The following is an 18,683-nucleotide window of genomic DNA, read 5'->3' as shown; positions in this document are numbered from 1 at the left end:
CACCATGTCCCGAATGAGCGAAGAGCTGCCCGCGTACGCGGAGCGGGTGCTGGAGGTGGCCGAGCGGATTCCGCCCGGCCGGGTGATGACCTACGGGGACGTCGCGGAGTGGCTCGGCGAGGGCGGACCCCGCCAAGTCGGCCGTGTCATGGCCCTGTACGGAGCAGCCGTGCCCTGGTGGCGGGTGGTGCGGGCGGACGGCGTGCCCCTGCCCGGGAGCGAGCGGCGGGCCCTGGAGCACTACCGGACCGAGGGCACGCCGCTGCGCGAGACCCCCTCCGGCGAGCCCCGGCTGGCGATGCGGCGGGCGCGCTGGGACGGACGTGACGAGGGGGACGGAGGCGACGAGGCTCACACCTGACAGCTTCCGCCATGCGGGACGCGGACGGAGGGTCGAAGGCCCGTACGGGGGACGACCTCCGGGGCCCCGGAGGCGACGTTCCCGCCCCCCGGGACGGACTGCGGCGGCCGGCGCGGTTGGCGTAGCGTTGCCTCTTCGGCGTACGCGGCGGCCATGGCGGCCGCTGCCGCCGGCGACTCCGTCACCGCACGCGCGGCGACCGCGGCCACCGCGGTGGCCGCAGACCCACCAGGACCGGCACCCCACGTGATCACCTCTTCCTCCGGCCGCTCCGAGCGGCGTACGCGGACCCCTGACGCGTACCGGCTGGTGCGTACCGGGCCGGAGCAGGTGGCTCCCCCTGTCCTGGACGCAGCGCAGCGCGCGGTGGTTGACCACACCCGCGGGCCGTTGCTGGTGCTGGCCGGGCCGGGCACCGGCAAGACGACCACGCTGGTCGAGGCGGCCGCCGCCCGGGTCGAGGCGGGCACCGATCCGGCGCGCGTCCTGATCCTCACCTTCGGCCGCAAGGCCGCGGTGGAGCTGCGCGACCGGGCGGCCCTGCGGCTCGGCGGCGCCCGCGCCCCGCAGGCCACCACCTTCCACTCCTTCTGCTACGGCCTGGTGCGGGCCCACCAGGACCACGAACTGTTCGCGGACCCGCTGCGGCTGCTCTCCGGCCCCGAACAGGACGTGACCGTCCGCACTCTGCTGGAGGGGCAGCGCCGGCTCGGCACCATCCGCTGGCCCGACGACCTGCGGGCCGCGCTGACCACCCGCGGGTTCGCCGACGAGGTCCGGGCCGTGCTGGCCCGCGCCCGCGAGCTGGGCCTGGGCCCGCGGGCCCTGTCCGACTTCGCCGACCGCATCGGCCGCCCCGACTGGAAGGCGGCCGCCGCCTTCCTCTCCGAGTACCTCGACGTCCTGGACCTCCAGGGCGCGCTGGACTACGCGGAACTCCTGCACCGCGCGGTGCTGCTGGCGGAGCGCACCCCGGCGCTCGCCTCCGCGTACGACGTGATCTACGTCGACGAGTACCAGGACACCGACGCCTCCCAGCTGCGGCTGCTGCGCGCGCTGAACGGCCCGGGCGGGACGCTGGTGGCCTTCGGCGACCCGGACCAGTCGATCTACGCCTTCCGGGGCGCCGACATCAACAACGTCCTCGACTTCGAGTCGGCCTTCCCGGGCGCGCGCGTCCGCGCCCTGACGGTCGGCCGCCGCTCGGGCGCCGCCCTGCTGGCCGCCACCCGGCTGCTGACCACCCGCATGCCGGTGCCGCGGCTGCCGTCGGCGGCCGTACGGGCGCACCGGGCGCTGGAGCCGGTACGGGAGGGGGGCCGGGTGGAGGTGTACACGTACCCGACGGCCGGTGCCGAGCTCGACAACATCGCCGACATCCTGCGCCGGGCCCACCTGGAGGACGGCGTGCCCTGGCGGGACATGGCCGTCCTGGTTCGCGCCGGCGGGCGCACCCTCCCGGCGATGCGGCGCGCCCTGATCGCGGCGGGCGTCCCGGCGGAAACCGACGCCTCCGCGACCCCGCTGCGCCACGAACCGGCCGTGGCCCCCCTCCTCACGGCCCTCCGGGTCACGGCGATGGCCACCACCCCGACCACCACCGGGGCCCTGGCCCCGGACCCGGCCCGCGCCGCCGACGCGGACCCCGCCGCAGCGGGCGGGACGCCCCTCGGCCTGAGCCCGGACCCCGCCGCCCCGAGCGCGTCGCCGACCGCCGACCCGGGTGCCGCATCCGCCGCCGACGCGGGCCCCGCCGAGGGCGGGGTGCCGGCCGCCGACGCGGGTGCCGGGTCCGACGCCTACGCGGGGGCCGCCGGAGGCGAGGGGTGGGTTGGGGTCGAGGCGGCCATCGAGTTGCTCGGGTCGCCGCTCGGCGGGATGGACTCCGCCGATCTGCGCCGCCTCGGCCGGGCCCTGCGCGACGAGGAGCGGGCCGCCGGGGTCACCGTCCCCGCGCCCTCCGACGTCCTGCTGGCCCGCGCCCTCGCCGAGCCCGAACGGCTCACCGCCCACGACCCCGCGTACGCCCGCGGAGCGCAACGCCTCGGCCTGCTGCTGCGCAAGGCGCGCGAGCTCCTCCAGGGCGGCGGCACCGCCGAAGAGGCCCTCTGGACCCTCTGGGACGGCACCCCCTGGCCGCAGCGCCTGGAACGCCGCGCCCGCCGGGGCGGCGCCGCCGGCCGCAACGCCGACCGCGACCTCGACGCGGTCTGCGCCCTCTTCGACACCGCCGCCCGCGCGGAGGAACGTACCGGCGGCCGCGGCGCCCTCAACTTCCTCGAACAGCTCGACGCCGAGGACATCGCCGCCGACACCCTCACCACCCGCGCCGTCCGCACCGACGCCGTCCGTCTCATGACCGCCCACCGTTCCAAGGGCCTGGAGTGGGGCCTCGTCGTGGTCGCCGGGGTCCAGGAGGGCCTGTGGCCCGACCTCCGACGCCGCGGCTCCCTCCTCGAAGCCGACCGCATCGGACGCGACGGCCTCGCCGAACCCCTCACCCCCGGCGCGCTCCTCGCCGAGGAACGCCGCCTCTTCTACGTCGCCGCAACCCGCGCCCGCCACCGCCTCGTCGTCACCGCCGTCAAGGCCCCCGCCGAGGACGGCGACCAGCCCTCCCGCTTCCTCACCGAACTCGGCGTACCGGTCAAGGACGTCACCGGCCGCCCCCGCCGCCCCCTCGCCGTCCCCGCGCTCGTCGCGGAACTCCGCGCCACCACCGTCGACCCCGGGGCCTCCGAGGCGATGCGCGATGCCGCCGCCCGGCGCCTGGCCCGCCTCGCCGCGCTCACCGACGACGAGGACCGCCCCCTGGTCCCCGCCGCACACCCGCAGCGCTGGTGGGGCCTGTACGAGCCCACCGCCTCCACCGTGCCCCTGCGCGACCGCGACCGGCCCGTCGCCCTCTCCGGCAGCGCCCTGGAGCAGCTCGCCAACACCTGCTCCCTCCAGTGGTTCCTCGGCCGCGAGGTCAAGGCCGACGCCCCCTCCACCGCCGCCCAGGGCTTCGGCAACGTCGTCCACGTCCTCGCCGACGAGGTCGCCTCCGGCCGCACCCCCGCCGACCTCGCCGTCCTCATGGAACGCCTCGACTCGGTCTGGGACGCCCTCGCCTTCGACGCCCCCTGGAAGTCCCGCCAGGAGAAGGACAACGCCCGCGCCGCCCTGGAACGCTTCCTGCGCTGGCACACCACCGACCGCGGCGGCCGCACCTCCGTCGCCACCGAGCACGACTTCGACGTCACCCTCGACGCGGGGGAGTACGCCGTCCGCATTCGGGGCTCCATGGACCGGGTCGAGGCCGACCCGCAGGGCCGCGCGTACGTCGTGGACTTCAAGACCGGCAAGGGCGCCCCCACCAAGGACGAGGTCGCCCGCCACCCCCAGCTCGCCGTCTACCAGCTCGCCGTCCGCGAGGGCGCCGTCGACGAGGTCTTCGACGGCCTGCGGCCCGAGCCGGGCGGCGCCGAGCTCGTCCAGCTCCGCCAGGGCGCCGCGAAGAAGGACGGCGGCGACGAGGTCCCCAAGGTCCAGGCGCAGCAGCCGCTCGACGCCGGGCCGTCCGGCGCGTGGGTCGGCGATCTGCTGGCCACCGCCGCCGGCCGGGTCCTGGACGAACGCTTCACCCCCGCCACCGGCGAACACTGCAAGCGCTGCTCCTTCCGCAGCGCGTGCAGCGCCCGCCCCGAGGGCCGCCAGACCGTCGAATGAGCCTGTGCCGAGTGTTCCGGCCGGGACGCCGGACCGGACGCCCGACCAGCCGTCGGACCGGGATGTCGGTGCCGGCGGCTAGCCTTTCGGGGTGACCGCCGTGACCGCGTACGAGGCCGGGCGCACCCCCGTCCTCACCGATCCCGAGCAGCTCAAGGAGCTCCTCGGGATCCCCTTCACGCCCGAACAGCTGGCCTGCGTCACCGCCCCGCCCGCCCCCCAGGTGATCGTCGCGGGCGCCGGCTCCGGCAAGACCACCGTCATGGCCGCCCGCGTGGTCTGGCTCGTCGGCACCGGCGCGGTCGCCCCCGAACAGGTTCTCGGGCTCACCTTCACCAACAAGGCCGCCGGCGAGCTCGCCGAGCGCGTCCGCAAGGCTCTCGCCCGGGCCGGCGTCACCGACCCGGACCCCTCCCCGGCCGGAGCCGGGCCCGCGGCCGGCGGGGAGCCGCGCATCTCCACGTACCACGCCTTCGCCGGACAGCTCCTCAAGGACCACGGCCTGCGCATCGGCCTGGAACCGAGCGCCCGCCTGCTCGCCGACGCCACCCGCTTCCAGCTCGCCGCGAAGGTGATCCGCGAGGCCCCCGGCCCCTACCCCTCCCTCACCAAATCCGTCCCCGACCTGGTCAGCGACCTCCTCGCGCTCGACGGGGAACTCTCCGAGCACCTCGTGGAGCCCGACGCGCTGCGCGCGTACGACACCGGGCTGCTGGACTCCCTGGTCGGCGTGAAGCTCACCAACGACGACCTGCGCAAGGTGCCCGAGGCCGTACGCGGCCGCCTGGAGCTGCTGGAACTCGTCGGCCGCTACCGCGCGGCCAAGCGGGCCCGGGACCTCTTCGACTTCGGCGACCAGATCGCCCTCTCCGCACGGCTCGCCACCACCCGCCCCGAGGTCGGCGCGCTGCTGCGCGAGGAGTTCCGCGTCGTCCTGCTCGACGAGTACCAGGACACCTCCGTCGCCCAGCGGCTGCTCCTGTCCGGCCTCTTCGGCGGCGGCACCGGCCACGCCGTGACCGCCGTCGGCGACCCCTGCCAGGCCATCTACGGCTGGCGCGGCGCGTCCGTCGCCAACCTGGACGACTTCCCCGAGCACTTCCCGCACGCCGACGGCAGCCCCGCCACCCGCCTGTCCCTCAGCGAGAACCGGCGCAGCGGCGGCCGCCTGCTCGACCTGGCCAACGGCCTGGCCGCCCCGCTGCGCGCGATGCACGAGGGGGTCGAGGCGCTGCGGCCCGCGCCGGGCGCCGAGCGGGACGGGGTGGTGCGGTGCGCGCTGCTGGAGACGCACGAGGAGGAGCTGGAGTGGCTCGGCGACTCCATCGCCCACCTGGTGCGCACGGGCAAGGAGCCGGGCGAGATCGCGGTGCTGTGCCGTTCCGCGGCGGACTTCGCGCGGATCCAGGCGGTGCTGGTGGCGCGGGAGGTGCCGGTGGAGGTCGTCGGCCTGTCCGGGCTGCTGCACCTGCCCGAGGTCGCCGACCTGGTCTCCGTCTGCGAGGTGCTCCAGGACCCCGGGGCCAACGCCGCCCTCGTCCGGCTGCTCATCGGGCCGCGCTGGCGCATCGGCGCCCGGGACCTCGCGCTGCTCGGGCGCCGGGCCCGGCAGCTGGTGGCCCGCGCCGCCTCCGACGGCGGGCCCGACGGGCGGCTCGCGGCGGCGGTCGAGGGGGTGGACCCGGCGGAGGTGGTCTCCCTGGCCGACGCGCTGGAGACCTTCCTGGACGGCGCCGGGCAGGCCCCCGACGAGCTCCCCTTCTCCGCCGACGCCCGGGTCCGCTTCGCGCACCTGGCGCAGGAGCTGCGGGACCTGCGGCGTGCGCTCGCCGATCCGCTGATGGACGTACTGCACCGGGTGCTGGCCGCCACCGGCCTGGAGGTGGAGCTGTCCGCGTCCCCGCACGCGCTGGCGGCCCGGCGCCGGGAGACCCTGTCGCACTTCCTGGACGTGGCGGCCGGCTTCGCGGCGCTGGACGGCGAGGCGACGCTGCTGGCGTTCCTGGGCTTCCTGCGTACGGCCGCGCAGTACGAGAAGGGGCTCGACCACGCGCTGCCGGGCGGGGAGAACACCGTGAAGGTGCTCACCGCCCACAAGTCCAAGGGGCTGGAGTGGGACGTGGTCGTCGTCCCCGAACTGTGCGCGGGCTCCTTCCCGAAGGAGAAGGCCCCCGAGGCCTGGACCTCGTACGCGAAGGTCCTCCCGTACGCCCTGCGCGGCGACGCCCCCACCCTGCCGGCGGACCCGGAGTGGACCTCGGCGGGCCTCAAGTCCTTCAAGACCGCCCTCAGGACGCACAAGCAGACCGAGGAACTCCGCCTCGGGTACGTGACCTTCACCCGCCCCCGCTCCCTGCTGCTGGCCTCCGGCCACTGGTGGGGCCCGACGCAGAAGCGCCGCCGGGGCCCGTCGGCGTTCCTGGAGTCCCTCCGCGCCCACTGCGAGGCGGGCTTCGGCGAGATCGACGCCTGGGCCCAGGAACCCCCCGAGGACGCGCAGAACCCGGCCCTGGACACGGAGGCGTCCCCCGCCGAGACCTGGCCCCTCCCCCTGGACCCCACGTCCCTGACCCTCCGCCGCCGAGCCGCCACCCTGGTCGAATCCCACCTGACCACCCCCACCCCGGACCCCCACCGCGAGGACCCCACACCCGAGGCCGACCCCTTGTGGCCGGAGGACGCTTGGCCGGAGCCACCCGGCGCTGACGCCCCCTGGGCGGAGCCCTCCGGGGCTGATGACCCTTCGGCGGGGCCGCCCGGCGCGGATGACCTCTGGTCAGGTCCGTCTGCGGCTGATGACCCTTCGGCGGTGCCGCCGGGCGCAGACGACCCGTGGGCGGGGCCGTCGGGTGCCGACGACCTCTGGTCGGGGCCGTCTAGAGCCGATGGCTCCTGGGCGGAGCCATCCGGCGCCGACGACGGCTGGACGGAGGTGTCCGGCGCTGACGTCCCCTGGGCGGAGCCGTCCGGGGCCGACGCCCCTTCGGCGGTGCCGCCGGGGGCGGGTGCCGGGGCGGCGGGCGCTGCCCGGGACGGGGTCCGGGGCAGCGCCCCGGTTTCGGGAAGGGGCGGGGCGGGGGACATCCACCCCCCGGCCGGCGCCGACGAGCCGTGGGCGGGGGAGCCGGACGGCCCCTGGGCCGACGACCCCGCGCAGACGGACGAGCTCTGGGCGGGCGAAACCGCGTACCCCGCCGGGCACCCCCGCGACGGGGAGACCGCACGCGCCGACGCTCCCCGCGAGGGGGAGGCCGCGTACGGCGCCGACGCCCGGGGCGAGGCCGCGTACGGCAATGACCCCCAAGGGGGGGCCGCGTACGGCGCCGATCCCCAGGGGGAAGCCCCGTACACCGCCCGACCCCGCGCGGGGCACGCGTACCCCGGTGGGCCGGTCTCGGTGCCCGGGCCCCGGCGGCGTCCCGCAGGGGACGGGCTCACGGCCGAGGAGGCGCGGGCCGTCGCGTCCTGGGACCGGGACCTCGACGCCCTGGAGGGCGAGCTCCGCCGCGCCCGCGCAGCCGTCCGCGAGGTCGAGCTGCCCTCCGCCCTGTCCGCGAGCCAGCTCATGCGCCTCGCCGCCGACGAGCAGGGCTTCGTACGCGACCTCGCCCGCCCCATGCCCAAGCCCCCGCAGCCCGCCGCCCGCCAGGGCACCCGCTTCCACGCCTGGGTCGAGTCCCGCTTCGACGAACTGCCGCTGCCCCTCCTCGACGGCCTCCTCGACCCCGCCACCGACCTCCCCGGCTCCGACCAGGAAGTCGCCGACGAGGCCGACCTCGACGCCCTCAAGGCGGCCTTCGAGCGCAGCGAGTACGCCGAGCGGACCCCGTACCGGATGGAGGCGCCGGTCCAGCTGACCCTGGCCGGCCGGGTCATCCGCGGCCGGATCGACGCCGTCTACCGCGACCCCGACGGCTCGTACGAGGTCGTCGACTGGAAGACCGGCCGCACCACCCAGGCCGACCCCCTTCAGCTCGCCGTGTACCGCCTGGCCTGGGCGGAAGCCACCGGCACGCCCCTCGACCGGGTCGCCGCCGCGTTCCTGCACGTCCGCAGCGGCCGCGTGATCCGCCCGCGCGACCTCCCCGGTCGGGCCCGCCTTGAGCGGATCCTCCAAGGCGAACCGGACACGGACGGTGACCCTCAGGTGGACGGCTAGGCTCGTGGCCATGAGCGACACCCTGCCGGACAGCGCCGTCCGCACGTACATCGACGCCCACCGCGAGGCCTTCCTCGGCGACCTCGCCGAGTGGCTGCGCATCCCGTCCGTCTCGGCCCAGCCCGAGCACGCCGACGACGTGCGCCGCAGCGCGGAATGGCTCTCCGCGAAGCTCAAGGAGACCGGCTTCCCGGTCACCGAGGTCTGGCCGACGCCCGGCGCCCCCGCCGTCTTCGCGGAGTGGCCCGCCGAGGACCCGGCGGCCCCGACCGTCCTCGTCTACGGTCACCACGACGTCCAGCCCGCCGCCCTCGCCGACGGCTGGCACACCGAGCCCTTCGAGCCGGTCGTCCGCGACGGCCGCATGTACGGGCGCGGCGCGGCCGACGACAAGGGCCAGGTCCTCTTCCACACCCTCGGCGTGCGCGCCCACCTCGCCGCGACCGGCGCCGCCGCCCCCGCCGTGCACCTCAAGCTCCTCATCGAGGGCGAGGAGGAGTCCGGCTCCCCGCACTTCCGCGCCCTCGTCGAGGAGCGGGCCGCGCGGCTCGCCGCCGATGTCGTGATCGTCTCCGACACCGGCATGTGGTCCGAGACCACCCCCACCGTCTGTACCGGCATGCGCGGCGTCGCCGACTGCGAGATCGACTTCCACGGCCCCGACCAGGACATCCACTCCGGTGCCTTCGGCGGCGCCGTGCCCAACCCGGCCACCGCCGTCGCCCGCCTCGTCGCCGCCCTGCACGACGAGGACGGCCGGGTCACGATCCCCGGCTTCTACGACGGCATCACCGAGCTGACCGACGCCGAACGCGCGCTCATCGCCGAGCTGCCCTTCGACGAAGCCGAGTGGCTGCGCACCGCGAAGTCCCACGCGGCGGCGGGCGAGTCCGGGTACTCCACCCTGGAGCGGGTCTGGGCCCGCCCGACCGCCGAGGTCAACGGCATCGGCGGCGGCTACCAGGGCCCCGGCGGCAAGACCATCGTGCCCGCCTCCGCGCACCTGAAGCTGTCGTTCCGCCTGGTGTCGGGGCAGGACCCGTACGAGGTCGAGGCGGCCGTACGGGACTGGGTCGCGGCCCGCGTGCCCGCCGGGATCCGCCACTCCATCACCTTCGGCGCCCCCACCCGGCCCTGCCTGACCCCGCTGGACCACCCGGCCCTGCAGTCGGTCGTCCGCGCCATGGGCCGGGCCTTCGGGCAGCGGGTCCGCTTCACCCGCGAGGGCGGCTCGGGCCCGGCGGCGGACCTCCAGGACGTGCTGGGCGCGCCGGTCCTCTTCCTCGGGATCTCGGTCCCCTCCGACGGCTGGCACTCGCCCAACGAGAAGGTCGAGCTGGACCTCCTCCTCAAGGGCGTGGAGACCGCCGCCTACCTGTGGGGCGACCTCGCCGAGCACTGGAAGCCCACCGCCTGACGCACGCGCCACACCAGCCGCACGCGCCGCACCAGCCACACCCGCCGTACCGCCACCTGAGCAGAACAGAGCAGAGCAGCGCAGCGCCGCCTGCCTCGTCCCACCCACCGGGGGAGTTGGAAGTACCTGTGAGCACCCATACCGAGCCCGAGCGCCCGATCTCGCTCGCCGCGCCCAGCGACATCGACCGCGCCGCGCACCACCGCCTCGACGAGGCCTGGCTCGCCGCGGCCTGGAGCCACCCGACGACCCGCGTCTTCGTGGTCTCCGGCGGCCAGGTTCTGATCGACGACACCCCCGACGGCGGGTCCGCCATCGTCATGACGCCCGCCTTCGAGGCGCCGCTCACCGAGACCCACCGCTACTTCCTGGGAACCGACGAGGACGGCGTACGGTACTTCGCGCTGCAGAAGGACTCGCTGCCGGGCCGCATCGACCAGTCGGCCCGCCCGGCCGGCCTGCGCGAGGCCGGGCTGCTGCTGTCCCCGCGCGACGCCGGGCTGATGGTGCACGCGGTGGCGCTGGAGAACTGGCAGCGCATGCACCGCTTCTGCTCCCGCTGCGGCGAGCGCACCGTCGTCGCGGCCGCCGGCCACATCCGCCGCTGCCCGGGCTGCGGCGCCGAGCACTACCCGCGCACCGACCCGGCCGTGATCATGCTGGTCACGGACGAGCAGGACCGAGCGCTGCTGGGCCGCCAGGTGCACTGGCCGGAGGGCCGCTTCTCGACGCTGGCCGGGTTCGTGGAGCCCGGCGAGTCCATCGAGCAGTCGGTGATACGCGAGGTGTGGGAGGAGGCGGGCGTCAAGGTCGGCACGGTCGCGTACGTGGCCAGCCAGCCGTGGCCGTTCCCGTACAGCCTGATGCTGGGCTTCACCGCCCGGGCCGTGACCTCGGAGATCACGGTCGACGGCGAGGAGATCCAGGAGGCCCGCTGGTTCTCCCGCGAGGACCTGCGCGCCGCCATCGAGACCGGCGAGGTCCTCCCGCCGTCGGGCGTCTCCATCGCCGCCCGCCTGGTCGAGCTCTGGTACGGCCAGCCCCTGCCCAAGCCGGCCGCGGCGGTCTGACGGGACGCTGGGGGCGTGGCCCCGCCCCGGACACGCAGAAGGCCCCCGCCGTGGCGGGGGCCGCTCTGGGGGCCGGTGGGCGGCGCGCCGGTCAGACGGCGAGCGCCTGCTTGACCTGGGCGAGGCTCGGGTTCGTCATGACGGACTCGACACCGGCGGAGGACTTCACGAGGACGGTCGGCACGGTCTGGTTGCCACCGTTGGCCTCCTCGACGAACTTCGCGGACGCCGGGTCGAGCTCGATGTTGACCTCGTTGTACGCGATGCCCTCCCGGTCCATCTGCGACTTCAGCCGACGGCAGTAGCCGCACCAGGTCGTGCTGTACATCGTGACGGTGCCCGTGTCCTGCATGCTCGCTCCTCTGTGAGGTCTCGGTGGATCGGAGCCTGCGGCCGACCCGAGTACTCGAACGCGCACCGTCTCCGCGCCATTCCCGGCCCGGCCGCCCCGGGCGGGCGGTGTGACGGATCCGACTGATCCACTGGGCGCCGGACGGGGTCGTCCGGTGTGATGAACGGCCTCACCTGTGGACAGTTTTCCCGCCCGGCGCTCGGGACCTGGCAGCATGGCGGGGTGACAGCAGCAACGCACTTCTCAGACTTCCCGGCCGCCACCGGCAGCGACGCGGCCGACGCCGACGCGGTGCTCCTCGGCCTGGACCCGGAGCAGCGCGAGGTCGCCACGACCCTGCGCGGCCCGGTGTGCGTGCTGGCGGGCGCCGGTACCGGCAAGACCCGCGCGATCACCCACCGCATCGCCTACGGGGTGCGTTCCGGCCGGCTCATGCCGGCCAGCGTGCTGGCCGTCACCTTCACCAACCGCGCCGCCGGCGAGATGCGCGGGCGCCTGCGCACCCTCGGCGCGGGCGGCGTCCAGGCCCGCACCTTCCACTCCGCCGCCCTGCGCCAGCTCCAGTACTTCTGGCCCAGAGCCGTCGGCGGCGAGGTGCCCCGGCTCCTGGAACGCAAGATCCAGTTCGTGGCCGAGGCCGGGGCCCGCTGCCGCATCCGCCTCGACCGGAACGAGCTGCGCGACGTCACCGGCGAGATCGAGTGGGCCAAGGTCACCCAGACCGTGCCCGCCGACTACCCGGCCGCCGCCCTCAAGGCGGGCCGCGAGGCCCCCCGCGACCTGGCCGAGACCGCCCAGATCTACGGCACGTACGAACAGCTCAAGCGCGACCGCGGCATGATCGACTTCGAGGACGTGCTGCTGCTCACCGTCGGCATCCTCCAGGACCGCCACGACATCGCCGAACAGATCCGCTCCCAGTACCAGCACTTCGTGGTGGACGAGTACCAGGACGTCAGCCCGCTCCAGCAGCGCCTGCTGGACCTGTGGCTCGGCGAGCGCGACAGCCTCTGCGTCGTCGGCGACGCCAGCCAGACCATCTACTCCTTCACCGGCGCCACCCCCGACCACCTGCTGAACTTCCGCAACCGCTACCCGCAGGCCACCGTGGTCAAGCTGGTCCGCGACTACCGCTCCACCCCCCAGGTGGTACACCTGGCCAACGGCCTGCTGGGCCAGGCCAAGGGGCGGGCCGCCGAACACCGCCTGGAGCTGGTCTCCCAGCGCGAGCCCGGCCCCGCCCCCGTGTACGCCGAGTACTCCGACGAGCCCACCGAGGCCGAGGGCGTCGCCGGCCGGGTCCGGGACCTGATCGCGGCCGGCGTCCCGGCCGGGGAGATCGCCGTCCTCTACCGGATCAACGCCCAGTCCGAGGTGTACGAGCAGGCCCTGGCCGACGCCGGGGTCCCGTACCAGCTGCGCGGGGCCGAGCGGTTCTTCGAGCGGGCCGAGGTCCAGAAGGCCGTCCTCGCCCTGCGCGGAGCCGCCCGCTCCGGCGGCAGCAACGATCCGCTGCTCGAAGACGTCGTGGAGCTGGGCTCCCAGGTCCGGGCCGTGCTCAGCTCCACCGGCTGGACCGCCGAGCCGCCCGCCGGCTCCGGCGCCGTACGCGACCAGTGGGAATCCCTGGCCGCGCTGGTCCGGCTGGCCGAGGACTTCGCCCGCGCCCGCCCCGGCGCCACCCTGGCCGATCTCACCGTCGAGCTGGACGAACGCAAGGCCGTCCAGCACGCGCCGACCGTCCAGGGCGTCACCCTCGCCTCGCTGCACGCCGCGAAGGGCCTGGAGTGGGACGCCGTGTTCCTGGTCGGCCTCACCGACGGCATGATGCCGATCACCTACGCCAAGACCGACGAGCAGGTGGAGGAGGAGCGCCGGCTGCTGTACGTCGGCGTCACCCGGGCGCGGGTGCACCTGACGCTCTCCTGGGCGCTCTCCCGGGCGCCGGGCGGCCGGGCCTCCCGCCGCCCCAGCCGGTTCCTGAACGGCCTACGGCCGGGCTCCGCGGTCCCCGCGAGCCGGACCGGCGCCCCGGCCGAGGGCGCCCGCAAGCGCGGCCGCCGCGGCCCGGTGCTGTGCCGGGTCTGCGGCAAGACCCTGACGGAGGCCGGCGACATCAAACTGACGCGCTGCGAGGAGTGTCCGTCCGACATGGACGAAGGGCTCTACGAACGGCTGCGCGACTGGCGTGCCGGCCAGTCCAAGGCCCAGGGACTGCCCGCGTACTGCGTCTTCACCGACAAGACCCTCATGGCCATCGCGGAGGCCTCGCCCTCCGAGGCGGGAGAGCTCTCGATGATCTCCGGCGTGGGCGGTCGCAAGCTTGAGCGGTACGGGGCCGATGTGCTGGCCATCTGCGCAGGCCAGGAGCCCGGCGGTGCGGATCCTGACGACGCGTAGAAACTCGTCGGAAAAATAGTTTGCACATGCCCGGCGAAGCCCCATAGGTTCTTAGCAACGGAAACGGTGGCTTCTCCGAAGCCCTGGATTCGTGCTGTACTTATCCGAATACGCATGGGACAGGCCCTCGGGCCCAGTCCCCGAGACGCCGAGAGGAGGCGAGACCAGTGACCAGCTTCATGACCTTCACCAAAATGACCGATCGCTCGGTCGACGCTTCCTGCCTGCTCGGCTCCGTCTCCTTCCTGGGTACCGGTCTGTCCGCGATTTCCGCTGTCAGCCCCGCCCTGATGGCGACCCTTCCGGTCAGCGAGCGCAATGAGCGACCGACCCAGGCACCGGTGGCAGTACTGGAAGCCCAGGCGCACGCCGCCTATGGCTCCGCGGCCGCAGCCGGTGCCGGATCCCGGACGCAGACGACGAAGCAGCACCAGCACCACCTGATGTGGGCCTTCCGCGGGCTCGAACCCTGGAGTGATCCAGCCTGATCTCACGATCAGGCCGGCGCCTTCAGGGCCGCGGAACCCAACCGGGATCCGCGGCCCTTCTGTTTGTCCCCGACCGGGGACGACGGAGCGAAGGGGCCTCGGGACTGGCAAGACCAGGTACCAAGCCGCGACCGGCCGACCGGCCGGAACGACTAGCCGAACAAGACGAGGAAGAAAACACCGTGCAACTCGAAGCGCACGCCCCGTCCGTACCGCAGACCCAAACGATCTCCCCGCCCGCAGTCCCGGAGGACTCCGCCTTGACCCCCCTCACCGCGCTCACCGCGCTCGACGACGCCATCGAGAACCTCGGCGTACCCGTCCCCTGCCGCACCTTCGACCCCGAGGTCTTCTTCGCCGAGTCCCCGGCCGACGTCGAGTACGCCAAGTCCCTCTGCGGCACCTGCCCGCTGGTCGAGGCCTGCCTCGCCGGCGCCAAGGAGCGCCGCGAGCCCTGGGGCGTCTGGGGTGGCGAGCTCTTCGTCCAGGGCGTCGTCGTGGCGCGCAAGCGTCCGCGTGGCCGTCCGCGCAAGAACCCGGTTGCTGCGGCATGACCGCCATCGGAACCATCGACCGCCCCGTCACGCACGACCCCCTGAAGCAGGCCCCGATGTCCCCCTTCACCACCACGAGCGAGCAGCCGCACGGCGCCGCCACCGCAGACTTCATCACCGCAGGCGCGAACACCTCGCGTCAGAACAGGACCCGCGAAATGCAACTCATCCCAGAAGCCCTGGCTCGTGCCCATATGGACGACCGCATGCGTGAGGCGGACGCCGAGCGTCACGCCTTGCGCCTGGTCGCCGCCCGGCGCATGCAGCGCAAGGCCGAGCGCGTCTCCCTGCGCGCCCGGCGCGCGCTCGCCATGGCCGTCATGCACTGACCGGCCGGTGAGCCACCGAGCCACCGACTGAACCACCGGGGGGACCGGTCCGAACGGACTGGTCCCCCCGGTGCGTTGCGGAGCCGGCCGCACCCCCCGCGGGGATATCGTCTGGAGGTGGACCAGCAGCCTCCCCACCCCTCCCCGCCGGGACCCGGGGCCCAGCCCGTCGTCTGCGCGCGATGCGGCGCCCGCTCCCCGGACGGCGCCCCGCCCACCTGGACCTGCTCGGTGGAGAACGGGACCAGACAGTACTTCTGCGTCGCCTGCGCGCGCGCCAACCTGCGGGCGATCGAGGGCCGCCTCGACTCCTCCTGGTGGTGACCGCCGCCTGACCATGGCCGATGCCGCCTGACCGTGGCCGAGGCCGGGCTCAGTCCTCCGGCAGGAACCCCGGCAGCCACGACTCCAGTTCGTCGCGCAGCCGTACCGTCGCGCCCAGCTGGCACAGCACCCCGATGGTGCTCAGCGTGACCCGGTGGATCAGCAGGTACGAGGGCGGCAGGTTGATCTGGCGTCCCAACTGGTGCGCGGGGGAGCGGGGGTCGGCGATCCGCGCCGCCTGGCCGCGCAGCCACGGCCGGGTGAAGGTGAACTCCTCGGCCTCGGCGGGCTCCAGCATCGGCTTGAGGTAATCGAGCACCGCCTCCGGGTCGAGCGCTATGGACTCCTTCACGAAGCCCTCGGCGCGCAGATGCCCGTAGACCCCCTCGGCGTCCCCGTCCAGGGTCATCCGCAGCGACCGGCCGATGGGCTTCGGCCAGCCGCCCGGCAGCCGGTCCACCGTGCCGAAGTCGAGCACGCCCAGCCGCATCCGGCCGTCCGCTCCCGGTATCAGCCGGAAGTTCCCCGGATGCGGATCGGCGTGCAGCAGCCCGGTGCGCGCGGGCCCGGAGAAGAGGAAGCGGGCCAGCAGCTGCCCCGCGCGGTCACGCTCCTCCCGCGTACCGTCGGCGACGACCTCCGACAGCGGGACTCCGTCCATCCACTCCGTCACCAGCACCTGGTCGCCCTGGTGCACGACGTCCGGCACCACCACGTCCGGATCGCCGTCGAAGGCGTCCGCGTGGGTGCGCTGCGCCTCCGCCTCCAGCTCGTAGTCCAGCTCCTCCGCGACCCGGTCGCGCAGCTCGGTGATCAGCGGCTTCATGTCCATGCCGGGGACGAGCGGGCCGAGCAGCCCGGCGAACCGGCTCAGCTGCTTGAGGTCGGACAGCAGCGCCTCCCCGGCCCCCGGGTACTGGACCTTGACCGCGACCTGCCGTCCGTCGTGCCACACGGCGCGGTGGACCTGGCCGATCGAGGCCGCCGCGGCCGGCTTGTCCTCGAACTCCTCGAACAGCTCCCGCCAGTCCTCGCCCAGCCGCTCGGCCAGCACCTGGTGCACCCGCGCCGCCGGCAGCGGCGGAGCCGCCTCCTGGAGCTTGGTCAGCGCCGCCCGGTAGGGGCCCGCGACCTCCTCGGGCAGCGCCGACTCGAACACCGAAAGGGCCTGCCCGAACTTCATGGCGCCCCCCTTCAGCTCGCCGAGGGTGCGGAACAACTGATCGGCGGTGCGCTGCTGGAGCTCACGGGCCACGATCTCGGCCGACTTCCCGCCGATCCGCTTGCCCAGGCCCCAGGTCGCCCGTCCCGCGATGCCCAGCGGGAGAGCGGCCAGCTTGACGGTACGGGTGACCGCCTTCCGGGGAAGATCAGACATTCGCCCCTCCAGTTCCCAGACGGCTGCGCCGCGAGCGGCGGTTCCGGGACGGCCCCTCGGCCCCCCGCGCATCCTGTCACGACCCCCGCGGCCCGGACCCGGGCACCCGCCCCCGGTCCGGCGGCGGTCCGGCCGTTCACGACCGCACCGCCCCGGCGTCCACGGCGGGGGCCGCCGCCGCGCACGGGCAGTCGGGGTGGGGCCGCAGCGCCGCATGCTCCCAGTGCAGCCCGGGCAGGGCCGCCTCCCAGCGGGCGGCGGTCGAGGCGGGGAGCTCCCCGTCGAGGAAGGCCAGGGCGTGCGCCGCGGCCAGCCCCGCCACCGCCGTGGCCAGCCCCAGGTCGCAGGCCGCCGTGGCCCGGCGGCGGTGCGCCGAGCGCCACTGGACCAGCATCCGCGGCCAGGCCGGATCCCGGTCGACGCGGTCGCGCTCCATGCACCCCGCGCAGGCCGTGGCCCCCGGCAGCACCAGCGGGCCGACCAGCCCCGTCCCCTCCAGCACCCCCGCGTACAGGTGCGGGGTGCCCGCGGCCACCCAGTCGGCCGCCGTCGCCGGATCGGGCGCCCACGCCTGGAGCCCGTCCCGGGGCGCCACCACCACCAGCGCGGGCGGTGCGGGCCCCGGCCCCTCGGGATCCCCCGTACGCGGCGCCCGGCCCGGCGCCGACTCGCGGACCAGAGCGGCCGCCGCCTCGGCCCGCAGCCGGCCCACACTCGCGGGACCCAGCCCGCCCGGAGCCACGTCGGCCGCCGTCACCCGGCCCCCGTCCAGCACCTCGACCCGCCCCACCCCGGCCCCCGCCAGGACCGCCGCGACGGCTGCCCCGACCCGGCCGCTCCCGCGCACCTGGATCCGTATCGCCCGCCGGGCCGCCAGCCCCCGCAGATCACCACCCGGCTCCCGGTGCACCAGGGAGAGGGACCCCAGGTCGGGCCCGAGCCGCTCCAGCACCTCCGGGCGGCGCCGCACCGCCTGGGCCCGGGGCCCGCCCGCCGTCAGGTCGTCGAGCAGCCCGGCCCCCGCGAGGCGCCGCACCAGCTCGTCCAGCCCGCCCTCCGCGAGCCCCGCCGCCCGGGCCTCCGCCCGCAGCAGGTCCATCCCGCGCGTCCCGTCGATCCGGTCGATCAGCGAGCCGGTGGCCGTGTCCACCGGCCCGAGCACCACCGCGTGCGCCGGCGTCACACCGAACTGGACCGTCTGCAGATCCCGCCAGGCCCGCGCCAGCGCGGGCTTCACCTTCGGATACATGACATCCCCCCACGAACCGCTTCCACTGCCTTCCGCTGTCGTCCACCACCTTGCCCGGCCGCCGCCCGACGTGCGGAAGTTTGTCCACAGGCAGCAGGTATAAGGCATATGAAATGAGAAAAGAGGCGTTCGTGCCCTCCCCGCCGCCTCGATCATGTTCGAACGGCGGACGCGCGGGACTTCGGCCACGGCGACCGGGTACCGTCGAGGCGTGTCCGCCGACCCACCCCAGCGCGCCGTCGAAGTACGCCGGAGCGCGCGCCGCCGCAGGACCGTTTCCGCCTACCGCGAGGGTGACCGGACGGTCGTGCTGATCCCTGCCCGGATGTCCGAGGCGGAGGAGCGCCGCTGGGTGGGCGTCATGCTGGACAAGCTCGCCGCCCAGGAGAGCAAGCGCACCCTCGGCGACGCGGAACTCACCGAACGCGCCGCGCGTCTGTCCGAGCAGTACTTCGACGGCCGCGCCCGCCCCGGCTCGGTCCGCTGGGTCACCAACCAGCACACCCGCTGGGGCTCCTGCACCCCCGCCGAGGGCAGCATCCGGCTCTCCCACCGCCTCCAGGGCATGCCGGAGTACGTCGTCGATTACGTGCTGCTCCACGAGCTGGCGCACCTCCTGGTGCCCGGCCACGGCCCCCGCTTCTGGGAGCTGCTGGAGGCCTACCCGAAGACCGAGCGGGCCCGCGGCTTCCTGGAGGGAGTGGTCGCGGCGGAGCGCCTCCCCACGGTGCCGGGCGCCCGCGAGGAGTGACCCTCCGTCACGGCGGGCGGTTGTGTACCGGGTCGGTACCGACTTGGCCGGATGTCGGCGGGAGCCGTTAGCCTGAGCGGCACGCGCTCCGGCCACACGCCGCGTGGGCGCGCTTCAGCGGCACGGTTTCAGTCGGGATG

The 18,683-nt window shown here is 74.9% G+C and carries 14 protein-coding genes; 11 read left to right on the top strand and 3 right to left on the bottom strand.

All coding sequences use genetic code 11. The features are described from left to right. The first annotated feature begins 13 nt into the window (after nucleotides 1-13). From ACZ6ZT_RS09640 to nudC, 5 genes are all read left to right on the top strand, one after another. A complete protein-coding gene (locus ACZ6ZT_RS09640; protein ID WP_469717139.1) occupies nucleotides 14-361 on the top strand; it encodes an MGMT family protein in 348 nt (115 codons plus the stop codon). Between the two features lie 246 nt (nucleotides 362-607). Next, complete coding sequence (locus ACZ6ZT_RS09635; RefSeq protein ID WP_469717137.1) at nucleotides 608-4,072, top strand: ATP-dependent helicase; 3,465 nt, start codon at nucleotides 608-610, stop codon at nucleotides 4,070-4,072. Nucleotides 4,073-4,163: 91 nt separating this feature from the next. Next, nucleotides 4,164-8,231, top strand: coding sequence for a UvrD-helicase domain-containing protein (locus ACZ6ZT_RS09630; protein WP_469717135.1), 4,068 nt, complete (start codon nucleotides 4,164-4,166; stop codon nucleotides 8,229-8,231). Between the two features lie 10 nt (nucleotides 8,232-8,241). Then, nucleotides 8,242-9,648: a dipeptidase gene (locus ACZ6ZT_RS09625; protein ID WP_469717134.1), complete on the top strand. Its 1,407-nt coding sequence runs from the start codon at nucleotides 8,242-8,244 to the stop codon at nucleotides 9,646-9,648. Between the two features lie 116 nt (nucleotides 9,649-9,764). Next, on the top strand, nucleotides 9,765-10,718 hold the full coding sequence (nudC, locus tag ACZ6ZT_RS09620) for an NAD(+) diphosphatase (protein WP_469717132.1): 954 nt from the start codon (nucleotides 9,765-9,767) through the stop codon (nucleotides 10,716-10,718). Nucleotides 10,719-10,809: 91 nt separating this feature from the next. Here nudC and ACZ6ZT_RS09615 read toward each other — a convergent pair whose 3' ends face one another. After that, nucleotides 10,810-11,070, bottom strand: a complete 261-nt coding sequence (locus ACZ6ZT_RS09615; RefSeq protein WP_469717130.1) for a glutaredoxin domain-containing protein — start codon at nucleotides 11,068-11,070, stop codon at nucleotides 10,810-10,812. 159 nt (nucleotides 11,071-11,229) lie between these two features. On the opposite strand from ACZ6ZT_RS09615, the gene ACZ6ZT_RS09610 reads away from it, so the two are divergent. The 5 genes from ACZ6ZT_RS09610 (at nucleotide 11,230) to ACZ6ZT_RS09590 (ending at nucleotide 15,165) form a co-directional block, all read left to right on the top strand. Further along, nucleotides 11,230-13,470: an ATP-dependent DNA helicase UvrD2 gene (locus ACZ6ZT_RS09610; RefSeq protein ID WP_469717128.1), complete on the top strand. Its 2,241-nt coding sequence runs from the start codon at nucleotides 11,230-11,232 to the stop codon at nucleotides 13,468-13,470. A 167-nt stretch (nucleotides 13,471-13,637) separates the two neighbouring features. Further along, nucleotides 13,638-13,958, top strand: a complete 321-nt coding sequence (locus ACZ6ZT_RS09605; protein WP_469717126.1) for a hypothetical protein — start codon at nucleotides 13,638-13,640, stop codon at nucleotides 13,956-13,958. Between the two features lie 182 nt (nucleotides 13,959-14,140). Then, nucleotides 14,141-14,512, top strand: coding sequence for a WhiB family transcriptional regulator (locus tag ACZ6ZT_RS09600; RefSeq protein ID WP_266574053.1), 372 nt, complete (start codon nucleotides 14,141-14,143; stop codon nucleotides 14,510-14,512). Further along, on the top strand, nucleotides 14,509-14,841 hold the full coding sequence (locus ACZ6ZT_RS09595; RefSeq protein WP_469717124.1) for a hypothetical protein: 333 nt from the start codon (nucleotides 14,509-14,511) through the stop codon (nucleotides 14,839-14,841). The genes ACZ6ZT_RS09600 and ACZ6ZT_RS09595 overlap by 4 nt, the downstream gene beginning before the upstream one ends. A gap of 117 nt (nucleotides 14,842-14,958) precedes the next feature. Next, nucleotides 14,959-15,165: a hypothetical protein gene (locus ACZ6ZT_RS09590; RefSeq protein WP_469717122.1), complete on the top strand. Its 207-nt coding sequence runs from the start codon at nucleotides 14,959-14,961 to the stop codon at nucleotides 15,163-15,165. Nucleotides 15,166-15,214: 49 nt separating this feature from the next. On the opposite strand, the gene ACZ6ZT_RS09585 is transcribed toward ACZ6ZT_RS09590, so the two are convergent. Beyond that, entirely contained in the window at nucleotides 15,215-16,543 is a 1,329-nt protein-coding gene (locus ACZ6ZT_RS09585) for an ABC1 kinase family protein (protein WP_469717120.1), read from the bottom strand. Between the two features lie 136 nt (nucleotides 16,544-16,679). Then, entirely contained in the window at nucleotides 16,680-17,792 is a 1,113-nt protein-coding gene (locus ACZ6ZT_RS09580; RefSeq protein ID WP_469717119.1) for a ThiF family adenylyltransferase, read from the bottom strand. Nucleotides 17,793-17,946: 154 nt separating this feature from the next. Here ACZ6ZT_RS09580 and ACZ6ZT_RS09575 point away from each other — a divergent pair, with 154 nt between their 5' ends. Then, the gene (locus ACZ6ZT_RS09575; protein WP_469717117.1) at nucleotides 17,947-18,543 is read left to right on the top strand and encodes a M48 metallopeptidase family protein; all 597 of its coding nucleotides are present in this window, start codon (nucleotides 17,947-17,949) and stop codon (nucleotides 18,541-18,543) included. Nucleotides 18,544-18,683: the final 140 nt, after the last annotated feature.

The sequence above is a fragment of the Streptomyces sp. NPDC102258 genome, from assembly GCF_055584685.1.
Note: the sequence above shows the minus strand (reverse complement) of the source record. Positions and strands in the feature narration are given on the sequence as shown.

Bases quoted from the DNA above. Each gene is read 5' to 3' on its own strand.
- ACZ6ZT_RS09580 (WP_469717119.1), bottom strand. From the start codon at position 17,792: ATGTATCCGAAGGTGAAGCCCGCGCTGGCGCGGGCCTGGCGGGATCTG.
- ACZ6ZT_RS09585 (WP_469717120.1), bottom strand. From the start codon at position 16,543: ATGTCTGATCTTCCCCGGAAGGCGGTCACCCGTACCGTCAAGCTGGCC.
- ACZ6ZT_RS09640 (WP_469717139.1), top strand. From the start codon at position 14: ATGAGCGAAGAGCTGCCCGCGTACGCGGAGCGGGTGCTGGAGGTGGCC.
- ACZ6ZT_RS09610 (WP_469717128.1), top strand. From the start codon at position 11,230: ATGAACGGCCTCACCTGTGGACAGTTTTCCCGCCCGGCGCTCGGGACC.
- ACZ6ZT_RS09575 (WP_469717117.1), top strand. From the start codon at position 17,947: ATGTTCGAACGGCGGACGCGCGGGACTTCGGCCACGGCGACCGGGTAC.
- ACZ6ZT_RS09615 (WP_469717130.1), bottom strand. From the start codon at position 11,070: ATGCAGGACACGGGCACCGTCACGATGTACAGCACGACCTGGTGCGGC.
- ACZ6ZT_RS09625 (WP_469717134.1), top strand. From the start codon at position 8,242: ATGAGCGACACCCTGCCGGACAGCGCCGTCCGCACGTACATCGACGCC.
- ACZ6ZT_RS09595 (WP_469717124.1), top strand. From the start codon at position 14,509: ATGACCGCCATCGGAACCATCGACCGCCCCGTCACGCACGACCCCCTG.